The organism is Archangium sp. Cb G35 (assembly GCF_001896145.1).
GTDB classification, from domain to species: Bacteria; Myxococcota; Myxococcia; order Myxococcales; family Myxococcaceae; genus Archangium; species Archangium violaceum.
In genome coordinates this window covers 593,228-606,065 of the sequence record NZ_MPOI01000006.1, presented here as the reverse complement: position 1 = coordinate 606,065, position 12,838 = coordinate 593,228, and the positions used below count along the sequence as shown (strand labels likewise).

Below are 12,838 nucleotides of genomic sequence, written 5' to 3'. Positions count from 1 at the left end.
CGCCTCACTCACTGCTCACGGAAGACGAGCAACCCCCGGGACGTCTCGGTGGCGTAGATGTACCCGTCGCCAGGCACCTTCACCCCACTGAGGCCGTCCAGGAACGCGCGTCCCCGGCCTGAATCCGTCTCCCGCCACGTATTGTAGTAGGCAATCTGCCTGGGTGTGCTCGGGTTGGACATGTCCAGGACACGAAGACCGTCCTGACTATGAGCGACGTACAACTTCGTGCCCACCAGCGTCAAACCGAGCACCGGGGACGCCGGGCCCATCTCGAACCGGCCAACCTCGTTGATGTGGGCAACTTCCGACATGTCGTCTTTCACCGACACCGACACTTCCAGGGCACGCAACCGGGAGCCCCAGCCCTCGCTCGCCTCGAAGGCGATGGTCCGGTCCCCGATGGTCCCCACCGCCACCGCGCGGCTGGTGGCGTTGTCGTAGCCGAAGCGCCCCAGGTACTTGGGGCTGGCGACATCCGCCACGTTCACCACCGCCAGGCCGAACGCCCAGTGGCCCAGGTAGAGGCGGTTGTTGAAGACCGCCCCCTCCACCGGGAACTCCCCCTTCAGGGCATCACTCTGCGGCACGTAGTAGCGCGTCAGCAGGGAGGGCGAGGCGGGCTTGGAGACATCGAAGATGAGCACCTCGGCCCGGGGCGACGGCGACATCATGTAGAGACGGTCCCCGTCCACGACCAGGCCCGAGCCCTCCAGGGTGGTGGTCGACGAGCCCGGCAGCGCCATGAGCCGCTTGGGGGCCTCCGGATTGCTCACGTCATAGACGAGCAGCCCCTCGAGCTGGCTGGTGATGTAGAGCGTCGTGCCCTTCACCCAGGAGCGATACCAGGAGTCCGACGAGGGGGTGATTTCCGCCACCTTCCTGGGAGCCGCCGGGTCCCTCACGTCGTAGACGAAGAGGCCCTCCGAGAGCGCCGTCACGTAGGCGTAGCCCCCCGACACGAAGACGTCCATCGCCATGCCGCGCGGCAGGGCCATCTCCGACACCAGCTCCACCCCGGACGACTCCTGCTCCCCCGCGGGCCGCTGGACGCGCACCGCCTCGAAGGTGCCCTCGAGGTCCATCTCCCCGTTCACGCAGCGACGGAACTGCCCCTTCACCAGGTTGGGCGCCGGAGCCTCGCAACCGGCGATCCCGATGCGGAGGCTCGAGAAGGAGCGCTCGTAGTCCGTGGCCAGGTAGAAGGTCTCCCCCTCCACGTTGCGCTCCGAGAGCGGGGTGGCGAAGAGCAGGGACTGGGACTGCTCGGGCGTCAGGAAGAACGCCGTGGGCGTGCCCACGCCATCTAGCGTCACGTTGGCCTTCCAGACCCCATTGGCCTGGACCTCGGCGAAGCCCGATCGGTCACATGCGGACAGCTCGAACGCCGGCAGATCGCACTCGCGCTTGTCCTCCTCCGTGTTGGGGCATCCAGGAAGGGTGAGGAGCAAAGCTCCCGCCATGACCACCAGAGAACGATTCATGCGCCATCCATACCGGGCGCCAGAGCGATGCGAAAGCATTGGTTCACCCAACACCCGGCGGAGCGAGGACGTGCAACGCTGAGCAATCATACAGAAGCGCTCGGCCGCCCACTCGTCTATATCAGTGGGCCTGCCTAGGTTCGCTCAGTCCCTCGTCTCCCCACCCGGGAGGTCGCGCCTGTGAATCGACGTCTTCTCACCGCCACCCTACTGGCCCTCGTCTTCTCAGAGGCTGCCCTGGCCCAGGTCTATGTCATTCCCCGGCGAGCTCAACGTTCGCCCGTGCACACGTACGAGTTCGATTGGAAGCACATGGACATCCTCGTGGGCCCGGAGGCCGAGGGTGTAGCCGCTCCAGCGGCCCACCGGGCCCACATGCAGCCGCCCGGCGCGCCGGGAGGTCCCACCCCCGCCACGCAGATGATCTCGCCGGGCGTCCCCACCGCCGACGCGAAGCAGGTGCCCAAGCCTGGCAAGCAGGGCGAGGAGGGCACCGGTGGCAGCCCCGTGGAGTCCATCGAACCGGGCAGCCCCACCCCCGTGGTCGACAACCAGCGGGATGGGGGGACGCCCGCCCCCGTCGCCACGGGCAATGAGCTCTACGTCCCCATTGCCCTGCCGGCCGACGGAGGCACGCCGGATGGCGGCCCCGCCTACGCCACGTCCCTGGGCACCAAGAGCGGTGGCGTCCGCTTCTACTTCTACGAGAGCGAACGGAACGTGGCCCAGTACGCCGCGCCCCAGCTCGAGGAGGCCTACCGCTACCTGGTGGACCGGTTCCAGTTCGTCCCCACGCAGACGTTCCCGTACATCCTCTACAGCAGCTACCAGGAGTTCCTGCAGACCAACGTCTTCGCGGTGTCCGAGGGAACGCTGGGTGTCACCAGCACCCAGGGCAACCTGGAGCTGGCCCTGCCCTACCTGGGTGACCACCGGCTCTTCGGGGAGATCAGCTCCCACGAAATGGCCCACCAGTTCACCATCCAGAAGGTCCGCTTCCTGGCGGAGCAGGCCAAGGTGCAGGGAGACCCCCTCAACGCCATCCCCCTCTGGTTCATCGAGGGTCTGGCCGAGTTCTACGCCAAGGGCGGGTTGGACCCCGAAGGCGAGATGATGGTGAGGGATCTGCTCATCAACCCGGACCTGCAACGCGGGTACGCCTTCCTCGACTTCTGGTCGCCCGGGCCCTACGGCTTCCTGTGGATCTACAAGGTGGGCCAGGCGCGCTGCCAGTTCCTGGAGGAGACGTACGGCCGGGGCTTCATCCAGAAGGTGATCGACAACTCGCCCAAGCTCATCTCCGGCACGGCGGGGTCGCCGGAGCTGCCCTTCGAGGGGCTGGTGGAGATGCTCACCGGGGACGAGCCGCAGAAGGTGGCCGCGAAGTTCGAGGCGTGGCTGAAGCAGCGCGCCTACCGCACCTATCTCAAGGCCGAGCAGGGCACGCCGCAGATCGACGTGCTGCGCGAGCGCCGGGGTGTCGTCACCTCGCTCAACAGCTCGCCCAATGGCCGGCTGCTCATGTACCGGAGCATCATCCCGGAGACGGGCCAGAGCCAGCTCATCATGTTGGATCCTCGCGCGCCCCAGGAGAGCCTGAAGGTGCAGGGCGACGGCGTGCCGGGCTACGAGTCGCTGCACCCCGTCTTCGGGCGCAACTTCGCCCTCACGGACGACAAGCTGGTCTTCGTGGCCGAGTCGCTGTCGCGCGACATCATCTACGTCCAGTCCTTCAAACACACCGCCGAGCCCATCTCCATGACCGGAGCGCTGCCGGCCATGGGCCGCAGCCCCTACCTCAACAACCCCACCGGACTGCGCAAGGAGCCGCCCTACCGGGTGCGCTTCGAGATGGGCGAGCGCGTGGCCTACAAGCTCGCGGAGCACGGGCTGATCGCCGCGTACTCGCCGGCCTTCTCTCCGGATGGCAAGCAACTGGCCTTCGTCGGCCTGAACGAGTCGGGCACGCGTGACGTGTACGTGCTGCCGCTGGATCAGGGCCTGGACGTGGAGCCGCGGCAGATCACCCACGACGTGTACGCCGAGCGCAGCCTGGCCTGGGGCCCGGCGGGCATCGTCTTCACCTCGGACGCCACCTCGCACGGCTACTACAACCTCTTCCGGGTGAAGCCGGAGGCCGCCGACAAGGTGGAGCGCCTCACCACCGAGGCGAGGGACCATGCCGACCCGACGGTGACGCCCGAGGGCCGCCTCTTCTTCGTGGCGTACGAGAAGAGCCGCTCGGACCTGCACGAGTACACCGGTGGTGGCGGCATCGTGCGGCGCACGGACGTGACCACCGGCCTCTTCGAGCCGAGCCCCGCTCCGGATGGGAACCTGTGGCTGCTCTACCACGTGTCCGGTGAGCGCAAGCCGGCCCTGCTGCGCTCGCAGCAGTTGATGAACTTCGAGGTGGCGCAGGCCGTCAAGTCCGAGGCGGGCCCACCGAGCCCCCTGCCCCAGCGCTCGTTGGTGGGCGCCGAGCCCTACAAGCCCTTCGCCCGGGAGAACATCGATCTGGGGCCCATCATGGGCTTCGCCGGAGCGGGCGGCGGTGGCTTCTACGGGCAGATGTTCGCCTCGGCCTCGGACCGGATGCGCAACCACGCCCTGATGATGCAGGTGGCCGTGTACGGCTCGTTCGACCTGACGGACGGATACCTGCTCTACATCAACCAGTCCCAGCGCACCATGTACGGCGGCGGCCTCTTCCAGTCGCTGCGCTTCCGCGTGGACCAGAATCTGAGCCAGTACCGCAACCAGCTGCCCTACTACGCGCTCGTCACGGGTGAGCGCTTCTTCGGCGTCACCAGCCTGGCGCGCTATCCCCTGAGTACCTTCACCTTCCTGGAAGGCAACCTCAGCGTGGGTGGCGCCTCGTACTTCCTCGACCCGAGTACCGCCTTCATCCTCAACCTGCAGGAGATCAACGGCGTCGGAGACCTGTACTCGGAATGGCAGCGGAACAGGCCGGGCCTGCGCTTCCAGACGGAGGGCTCGCTGGCCTTCGGCTACAACACCCTGCGCTACCACTACACGGGCGTGCCCATCTCCGGCACCTCGTTCCTGAGCGAGGTCACCACCGGCGTCCAGCCCTTCCACGGCCAGATCTACGGCAGCCTGCGCCTGGACGCGGAGCGCTACTTCCCCATCCCGCTGGGCAGCACGCACGTCATGCTGCGCGGCGGCGCGGGCACCAACTTCGGTGGACGCTTCGCCCAGTCCTTCTACCTCTCCAGCTTCGACACCCTGCGCGGCGTGCCCTTCGGCAACGAGCAGTGGCTGCTCGGCCAGCACTACCTGTACTCCACGCTGGAGCTGCGCGTGCCGCTGGATGCGCTCATCCGCATCGCCTTCCTCAACACCCTCATGGGTGTGGCCGGCTTCGACGTGGGTGGTGTGGGCAACTCGGCCCGCGAGATGTGGAACCGGCGTGTGCTCGATGCCGCCGTGGGCGTCAACGTGGGCCTCGGTCCCATCCTCCTGCGCCTGCACTTCGCCTACCCGTTCGACATCAACGCCCCCGCGAGGCCAGCGGACAGGTGGGTGACGCAGTTCTCCATCGGCCTCGCCGGGCTCGAGGGCTACCTCTTCAAGGGGCATGGCGACCCGCCCGGGGCCAAGAAGCGCATCGCCGGGCCTCCCGTGACGCTCGGTGGACCCAACCTCGGCGGATTCTGACGCATCCGCCGTCACGGCCCGGGGTGGGGGCAGGCAATCCCCTCACCCCGGCCCGCTCAGGACTGCGCCGCCACCAGCGCGGCGTTGGCCCGGGCCAGCGGGCCGCCCTCGTGGGGAATCCGCTCGAAATCGCCCCGCAGAGCCTTCAGGGCGAACTTCTCGAGGTCGATCTCCCGCCGCGTCCGCACACCCAGCGCCCGCACCAGCTCCGCCAGCGGCCCGAAGCCGAGCAGGCCATGCTGGAGCAGCAGCCCCGCGGCCACCCCGCTCACGAGCTTCCACCGGGGGCCATCCTTCGCCGCCAGCACCAGCCCGAGCACCGAGACCGCGGACGCCGCCACCGTCACCACCCGGTTCAGGTCCCACTCGCGCTCCAGCCTCTCCAGGTAGGTGCTGATGACCGAGCGATCCATGTGCTCGGCCATGCTCTGGACGCACTTCTCCACCCGCGCATCAATCCGGCGGTTCACCTCGTCCGGTGTGTGGGTACGCACCGAGTCGGTCGACATCCGGTTCCAGGACTCCATCACGCCTCCCTCCAGCCAGGCTGGCAGGTCATCTGTGCGAAGGTAGGGATGCACCCGCACCCGGGTCAGGACAGCGCACCAGGCCCGGCCGTCTGCCCGCCAGTCCCCCCTGCTCGGCTCGCCAGGGGATGCCTAGCTTGGCCGCCGTGAACCGTCTTCCACACGTCCTGCTCGCCTGCCTGCTCGGTACCGCCTGCATCCACCGCGACTACCCCCAAGCATTGCGCGTCCATGAAGACGTCGCGGGCTCGGGGCCGGAGCTGTCACTCGCCCTGTACCAGTCCGTGGGCGTGGGGCTGCGCACGGGCCACGTGGTGGAGTTGGTGCAGGACGCCCGCATCGTCGAGCGGCTCGAGGCGGAGATCCGCGAGGCCCGCGAGTCCATCCACCTGCTCGCCTCCAACTGGCAGCCGGGCGAGGCCTCGGAGCGTCTCCTGCGCGCGCTCTCCGAGCGCCAACCCGGCGTGGTGTGCCGCGTCCTGGTGGACCCCCTGCACAGTCCGGGCTTCCAGGACACGGTGGAGCCCCGGCTCGTCCGGGCCAATTGCGACGTCCGCTCCTTCCGGCCCTTCGTCGGCTCCGAGGTGGTGTTCAGCGATGAGCGGTTGGAGGCGCGCAACCACCGGCAGCTCGTCATCCGCGATGGGCGCAGCGGCCTCACGGGAGGCTCCGGCGTGGGGCCGGAATGGCGTGCCGCCCCGGCGCCGGCGAACGCCTGGCGGGACACCTATGTCCACGTGGAGGGCCCGGCGGTGCGCCAGCTGCAGCAGGCCTTCGCCCGGGACTGGTTGGAAGCGGGCGGAGGGCTGCTGCCGGAGTCGGCCTTCCCCACGCTCGAGCCGCGGGGCGAGGCCCGTGCGGGCTTCGTCGCGAGCACCGGCTCGCCGTCGCTCAGCCACTCCGAGCGCATGGTGCAGGTGCTCATGGCGGCCTCGCGGCGCCGGCTGTGGCTCACCAACGCCTGCTTCGTTCCCACCGCCGCCACCGTGGACACGCTCATCCGCAAGGCTCGCGCGGGCGTGGACGTGCGCATCCTCGTGCCTGGCTACGAGGCCATCCCGGGCGTGCTCTCCGCCCAGCGTTCCGCCTACGAGCGCCTGCTGGAGAGCGGCGTGCGCCTCTGGGAGTACCAGTCCGCGCCCCTGTACGCCCGCACGCTCGTAGTGGATGAGCTGTTGACCGCCGTGGGCTCCAACAACCTGGAGCCCAACGCGAGCGCGATGCTCGAAGAAGGGGCGCTCGTCGTCGAGGATGCGCCGTTCGCCCAGGCGCTCGCCGACAGCTTCGAGCGCGACCTGTCCCACGCGGTGGAGGTCCGCAAGGAGGAGTGGCGGGAGCGCGGATGGCTGGATCGCGTCGGCTCTCCGCTTCCGCCCTCCGCCACCGGTTGCCGCTGAGGTGGAACGAGGAAGCTCAGTAGGTGCCGCCCTCCTCACCCACCGCCTGGGTGGTGATCGGGCCACCGCCCTCCTCGCCCACCGCCTCGGTGGTGACACACCCATTGGCCTCCTCACCTATCGCCAGCGTGGTGACCTTGGAGTTGCCACCGCGCACATGCTCCAGGTCCTTCGTGGGCAACTCGTAGTCGATGAAGGTCTTCTTGCCGGTCTTGCGCATCACGTTCTCCTTTGAGTGCGAGTGCACCCGCCAAGGTGCATCCGGCCGAGATGGAGCCCGTGGATGTGACTTGTGAGACAGCGCCCGGCCCTCCAGGACGGGTCTGCCTGGACGCTCGCCACCCCCGCGACGTGCGACGGCTCAGGCCCGCCGCTCGACCAGCCGCTCGGGGACGTTGGACACGGGCGCGCCACGAGGCCGGGTGTCCTGACGGCCCGCTCGTATCAGCCCCCACCCCGCGCCCACCAGCAGCGCCCCGAAGAGGAGGAATCCCACGTCCCACGCGAGCTGCCCGGCTCCGGGGTGGACGTGGTGGATGCCCAGCAGGTGATGATCGATGAGCCCCTCCACCACGTTGAAGAGACCCCATCCCATGGAGAGCGAGCCGACGAAGGTGCGCGTGGACCAGGGCACCTCGGGACGCTGGCCCGCGCGCCACAGGAGGCCGAGGCCAATCGCCGTCATCAGCCACGTGAAGGCATGGAAGAGGCCGTCCCAGAACATGTTGACCTTCATCGTGACGAGGTCCGTGGGCACCAGCCGGGACGAGAGCATGCTGTGCCACTGGAGCAACTGGTGCAGCAGGATGCCATCGACGAAGCCGCCCAGGCCTGTGCCGAGCAACACACCCGCCGTGATGAGCGCTCCTTGATGCCGTGGACTGCCAGCCATGGACTTCCCCCTTGCCGCCGTCACCGCGGCAACCCGATGCGGTACAGGAACGCGCTGGCGGCCCCGATGAAGAGGAAGGGCACGACCATCATCACCAGATAGCGCCAGAAGTCCTCACCCAGGACCGAAGCCTTGACCACCTGGGAGGTCTCGCAGTTGGGACAGGCGGACGCGGCCGTCGTCACCAGCAAGCCCACGAGCAGGACGAAGGACGCGAGCCGGCTGTCTCTCATCGGGCGGACCCTCGGGTGGGTACTTCGCTCCGAGGGTACGCACGGCGAACGCGAGGACGACAGAACCAGGCAGCCGGGTGAGGGCCGGGACGTCAGGGGATTCCCCGCGACCGTCCATCCTAGAGGAGCCACTCCCTTTCCAACAGAGGTCAGGGAACGACGTACCCGAGGAGCGATTCGAAGATATGCCCCTCGCAGTTGGAGGCGGGCGAGACGAAGTGATCTCCGTTGGAGCCGATCCGGCAGCGGTAGAGCGGCACCGTGCCCGCCACCTGGGACGTGTAGACGTAGCCCACCGGCCCGAGCGGCTGCAGGCCCTCGCAGTTCGCATCCGGCGTCAACAGGTTGTGATTGCCCACGCGGCACTCGTAGAGCATCCGCGTCCCCGGCTGGGGAGCACGCAGGAGCCGCCACGAGCTCTCGACGGTGAAGCCCGGCGGCGGCAGGCGCGAAGAGGCCCAGTGCCCACGCGTCGTGTGATAGCTGCGGCGCAGACGCGTGTAGGGCAGGTCCTCGAAGCCACAGGAGAGCTGAGGAGGGTTGAGGTCATTGCGGTTGGCCAGCGCCCACGTGGACCAGGCCGGCTTGGCCGTGCCATCCGCGCGGCGCAGCCCGACGCCCAGCCCGCTGGAGACCTCGTCCGGGTGGTCCTTCATGCGGTGGTAGATGTAGCTCTCGATGCCGGGCGTCCCGAGCACGTTGCGGAACGAGTTGCACACGCCCGTCTGCTGCGCCGCCTCCGTGGAATTGGGCGACAGCGAGTTGACGCCACTCTCCGTGAGTTGGAGCTCCCAGGAGGACGGCACGTTCGGGAACGTCTTGCGCAGCCACCCGGCCAGGACCCCGATGTTGCCGTACGTCACCCGGGGCAGGTCGTCCGCGGAGAACTGCGGCTGGAGGAGATTGGGCGGATAGGGGTGATAGGCCACCCGCCATGCCCGCGAGCCCACCCGCGCGGCGAAGCCCTTCAGGAACGTCATGCCCGACAGCAGCGGCTCGTTGGCGCCCGGCTGATCGAACTCGGTGCCGAAGTGGTGCTCGAGCGAGATGAGCACCTTGGCGGCGGACTGCCAGGAGACGACCTGGTCATAGGCCGCGTTGTAGCTGGCGGCGTAGGTGTCCAACCACGCCTGGGTGTTGCACGCGCCCGCGCCCTGTCCGCAGCCCACATCGAACCAGACGTTCGAGTTGACCTCGTTGTGGATGACGAAGTCGGCGATGCGGCCGTTGCCATTCAGCCCGTTGTAGCGCCAGGCCAGCATGCCCGCGAAGCGCCCGTAGTCCGCCGCGTTGTTGGGCGCGCAGAAGATCTCGAAGCCGGGCCCCGCCGGCGTGCACACCCGGCCCGCTCGTGCCCACGCGGGGACGCCGTACACCACCGCCGTCACCACCACGCCGCGCGCCGTCCAGGCCCGGATGGCCGAGTCCACCGCTGCATCCACCACGAAGCAACGCCCGCCATACTCCACCTCGCTCGAGGCACAGGGAGGTGCCTTCGCGGTGGGCTCCCAGGTGAACCACGTCAGGTTCATGGCCACGCCGCCCGTGTTGTTGCCGGCGACCTCGTCGTAGCTCGGCCAGAAGTCGGGCTGCAGGCCCTTGATGCGGTACGCGCTCCGCGCCGGGTACGGCAGGTTCGCGGCTGCCGGGCCCGCCATGCCCAGGACCCCCAGCATGGCGAGCACTCCCATGAATCGCATTCTCCGCGCTGCAGCCCACGGCCTCGTCTGTCCACCGTTCATGCGAACCTCCATTGGGAGGTCCGCATATCCACCCGAAACCTGTAAATCAAGCCTAAGCAGAATCAAGAGCCGGAGCTCTGGAGGAAGCTCTCCAGCACCGCCTTGCGCAGGGGCAGGAACTGATCGCGGAGCGCTGGCGAGATGGCGAAGCGGCCCGGGTCCGCCGGATCATCGTTCTCCGAGCTGTGAACGAAGTTGGCCGAGGCGGGCCACGTCAGGCCACCGCCCACCGGCCTGCCGCTGTTGCGCTGGTGGCAGCCGGCGCAGGACAGGGCCTGGGCACGCGCGACGACATCATGGGGAGTCAGCGTGCTGCCCACCCGGGCGAGCTCCTGGCCGATGGCCTGGTGGAACGGGCTCGGGCCCGGGCCGAGCTGGGCGAGGTAATCATCCGCTCCGCCCCGGGTCTGCGAGTCGCTCTGGGCGGCGTTGAATTCATCCGGCACCGCTTGGTTGAAGCGGTTGAGGTCATTGATGGCCAGGCTCGCCACCTGGGAGACGAAGTGGCTCTGGAAGGCCGGGGCCCGCGGATCGGTGGACGCCGGGTTGAACAGCCCGCCGAAGGGGTTGGTCTTGACCGTCGCCGGGACGAACTTCAGCGTGCACGCCGGCTGCGAGGTGCAGTCACTCACCAGCTTGAACTCGCGCATCATCCACGGCACCGGAGGCGCGGAAGGCCCGCCCTGGAGGAACTGGTTGGTGCGCACCTGGCCCAGGCTCCCCGGGTTGTTGCCGTAGTGGTTCATGCCCACCACCGGCTCGAAGCCCGGCAGACCCGTGAAATAGAAGGCCTCCAGCTTGCTGGCGCGCGACATGGGGTCAGGGTCGGAGGACAGCCCCGCCCAGAAGTTCGCCACCGGCCGGCACCCCTCGAGCCCCAGCTCGGGTTGAGGGTTGGGCAGCACCGCCTCGAAGATCATGAAGTTACGGTTGGCGGGCGCGGAGGGCAGCTTCGCCAGGACGATGCGGTACTCGCCGCAGTTCGAGCCATCCACGGGCGCCAGGTCGAAGCGGTTGTAGAGGCCCACCGCCGCATAGCTGTCCAGCTTGATGACTGAGTCACGCCGGGCCTGTCCCCCCTCGCTCGGGCGGCACACGTAGGGGAAGCCGTTGAGGGTGTTGCCCGCGTCGGTACAGTGCGGCATGCCCGGCAGGTCCGGCTGCCCGGGCGCCGGGTTCTGCGTGTCCCAGAGCTGGCGGAAGAGCTGCTCGGGGGTGAAGCCCGCCCCGCCGTTGTCCGCGACCAGCTTGCTGAACACCCGCCGCCCGCCGAACCGGGCCAGGATGCTCTTCTCCGTCACGGCCAGCGAGCGGCGGATGTCGATGGAGACCGTCGCTGGAGCCTCCCCGACGCCAGGAACCGGCAGCTCCATCCCGATACCACCGCGATCGGAGTGCGGCGGTGCTTCCCCGGCCATGGGCCCCCCCTCACATGCACCCAGCAGGGAGGCGGCGGCCGTCACCAGACACATCCGATTGAAACGCTTGTGGCTCATGGGATTTCCCCTTCGTGCGCTGTCTGAGAGGTTGGACCCGTGAGCCGCTCCGGCGGGCAAGGCCTCCGGATTTTTTCCGGCTCCACCCCGGACCCGCCCCGGGCTGTGACGCGGGCCACAGCCCTCGTGTGAGGCCGCGCACCGCGCTCGAACGCAATCATCCGCATTGTTCGCCTCACCCACGGCGACGACATCGGCCCGGGGTGAACGGACACTGGAAATGAGCACGCATCAGGCACGGGCGCTGGAGCCCCATGAGTTGGTCCTCGACAAGCAACAGAGCTACAAGCGCCTGGAGGAGGATGCGCTCATCCGCGTGGTCCGCGAGGAGTGCCGGCACTTCGCCGTCCACCATCTCCCCTACCGGCTCTCCCCCGTCGTCCTCGGCATTCCCGGGCTGCTGCTGCACCTGTTCCTGCTCGCCGCCGTACACACCTTCGAGCGCGCGAGATGGATGTATGCGCTCTGGGTCGTCTGCCGGGTGCTCCACTTCTGCCTGGATGCCATGGACGGAACCCAGGCCAGGCGCAACGGGACCCAATCCACCGCTCGCCACTTCTGGGACCACTGGGTCGACGTGATGAACTCGGCGATGGCCGTGTTGATCGTGGCCCAGCTGGGCCCCCGGCAGGGCGTCTACTTCCTGCCCTACATCCTGCTCACCGCCACCGGGCAGCTCTTCTTCTACCTCGGGCTGTGCCGCTACTTCGCGACCGGCGTCATGCGCGATCCGTACATCAACCACCTCTGGAACTATGTCTTCTGTCTCTTCCTGGGGCTGTCGGTCTGCGTCTTCGGCGTGGGAATCCTCGAGGAGCCCTCCTTCCAGCTCACCTATGCGCTCGCGAGCCTCGTGGCCTTCGGTGCTGGCGCCTGGTCGCTGTTGCAGGACATCGTGCTCATGTACCGCTCGCCGCTCTCCTACCCGCGCTTCTACGTGCGGATCCTCACGGCGCCCGTGCTCATCCTCGGCCTGTACGTGATGTGGCTGCGGGACTGGAGCGATGTCTTCTCCGCACGGGCCCTGGTCGCCCTCGCCATGAGCAGCCTCGCGGTGGGCGTCCATGCGCGCCAGCTCGTCAACAAGCCCCCGGCGTGGCTGACCGTCGAGAGCGTGCTCTTCCTCCTGGTGATTCCCCTGTCCGCGGTGCCCGTGGCGCTCCAGCCCGCGCTCCACCACGGGCTGCTGCTGGTGATGATGATGACCCTGGTCATCAGCATGTGCCGGTACCTCCGGGAGATGATTTCCCAATACCCGGAGATCGGCTTCCCGCTGGTCTGGTTGTCCTCGACGCACCGGCCCGTGCGGCACACCGTGAGCAACAAGCTCGCGGCCTGAAGGAACCCGGAATCCCCTTGCGGGCGGATGTTCATCCGTTATATTGG

The 12,838-nt window shown here is 68.3% G+C and carries 10 protein-coding genes; 3 read left to right on the top strand and 7 right to left on the bottom strand.

Translation table 11 applies throughout. The features are described 5' to 3' along the window. Positions 1–8: 8 nt before the first annotated feature. Positions 9–1,484 (bottom strand): LVIVD repeat-containing protein, encoded by a 1,476-nt coding sequence (locus BO221_RS21300; RefSeq protein WP_073562299.1) that lies wholly within the window; start codon positions 1,482–1,484, stop codon positions 9–11. 180 nt (positions 1,485–1,664) lie between these two features. Here BO221_RS21300 and BO221_RS21295 point away from each other — a divergent pair, with 180 nt between their 5' ends. Next, positions 1,665–5,165 carry a PD40 domain-containing protein gene (locus BO221_RS21295; RefSeq protein ID WP_073562298.1) on the top strand — a complete coding sequence of 1,167 codons (3,501 nt, stop codon included), beginning with the start codon at positions 1,665–1,667 and terminating at the stop codon, positions 5,163–5,165. A 56-nt stretch (positions 5,166–5,221) separates the two neighbouring features. Here BO221_RS21295 and BO221_RS21290 read toward each other — a convergent pair whose 3' ends face one another. Further along, positions 5,222–5,692 (bottom strand): hypothetical protein, encoded by a 471-nt coding sequence (locus tag BO221_RS21290; protein ID WP_073562297.1) that lies wholly within the window; start codon positions 5,690–5,692, stop codon positions 5,222–5,224. Between the two features lie 146 nt (positions 5,693–5,838). Between BO221_RS21290 and BO221_RS21285 the strand changes: the two genes are divergently transcribed. Then, a complete protein-coding gene (locus BO221_RS21285; protein ID WP_158079890.1) occupies positions 5,839–7,089 on the top strand; it encodes a phosphatidylserine/phosphatidylglycerophosphate/cardiolipin synthase family protein in 1,251 nt (416 codons plus the stop codon). Positions 7,090–7,105: 16 nt separating this feature from the next. Here BO221_RS21285 and BO221_RS21280 read toward each other — a convergent pair whose 3' ends face one another. The 5 genes from BO221_RS21280 to BO221_RS21260 all read right to left on the bottom strand — a co-directional run bounded on the left by BO221_RS21280 (position 7,106) and on the right by BO221_RS21260 (position 11,452). Continuing rightward, a complete protein-coding gene (locus BO221_RS21280) occupies positions 7,106–7,309 on the bottom strand; it encodes a hypothetical protein (protein WP_073562296.1) in 204 nt (67 codons plus the stop codon). Positions 7,310–7,450: 141 nt separating this feature from the next. Next, positions 7,451–7,981: a DUF2243 domain-containing protein gene (locus BO221_RS21275; RefSeq protein ID WP_073562295.1), complete on the bottom strand. Its 531-nt coding sequence runs from the start codon at positions 7,979–7,981 to the stop codon at positions 7,451–7,453. A 20-nt stretch (positions 7,982–8,001) separates the two neighbouring features. Next, entirely contained in the window at positions 8,002–8,214 is a 213-nt protein-coding gene (locus tag BO221_RS21270) for a hypothetical protein (RefSeq protein WP_073562294.1), read from the bottom strand. 149 nt (positions 8,215–8,363) lie between these two features. Beyond that, positions 8,364–9,914: a DUF5722 domain-containing protein gene (locus BO221_RS21265; RefSeq protein WP_073562293.1), complete on the bottom strand. Its 1,551-nt coding sequence runs from the start codon at positions 9,912–9,914 to the stop codon at positions 8,364–8,366. Positions 9,915–10,018: 104 nt separating this feature from the next. Further along, positions 10,019–11,452 (bottom strand): hypothetical protein, encoded by a 1,434-nt coding sequence (locus BO221_RS21260; RefSeq protein WP_143195585.1) that lies wholly within the window; start codon positions 11,450–11,452, stop codon positions 10,019–10,021. A 220-nt stretch (positions 11,453–11,672) separates the two neighbouring features. Here BO221_RS21260 and BO221_RS56285 point away from each other — a divergent pair, with 220 nt between their 5' ends. Continuing rightward, positions 11,673–12,791, top strand: coding sequence for a CDP-alcohol phosphatidyltransferase family protein (locus BO221_RS56285; protein WP_233166184.1), 1,119 nt, complete (start codon positions 11,673–11,675; stop codon positions 12,789–12,791). Positions 12,792–12,838 lie beyond the last annotated feature (47 nt).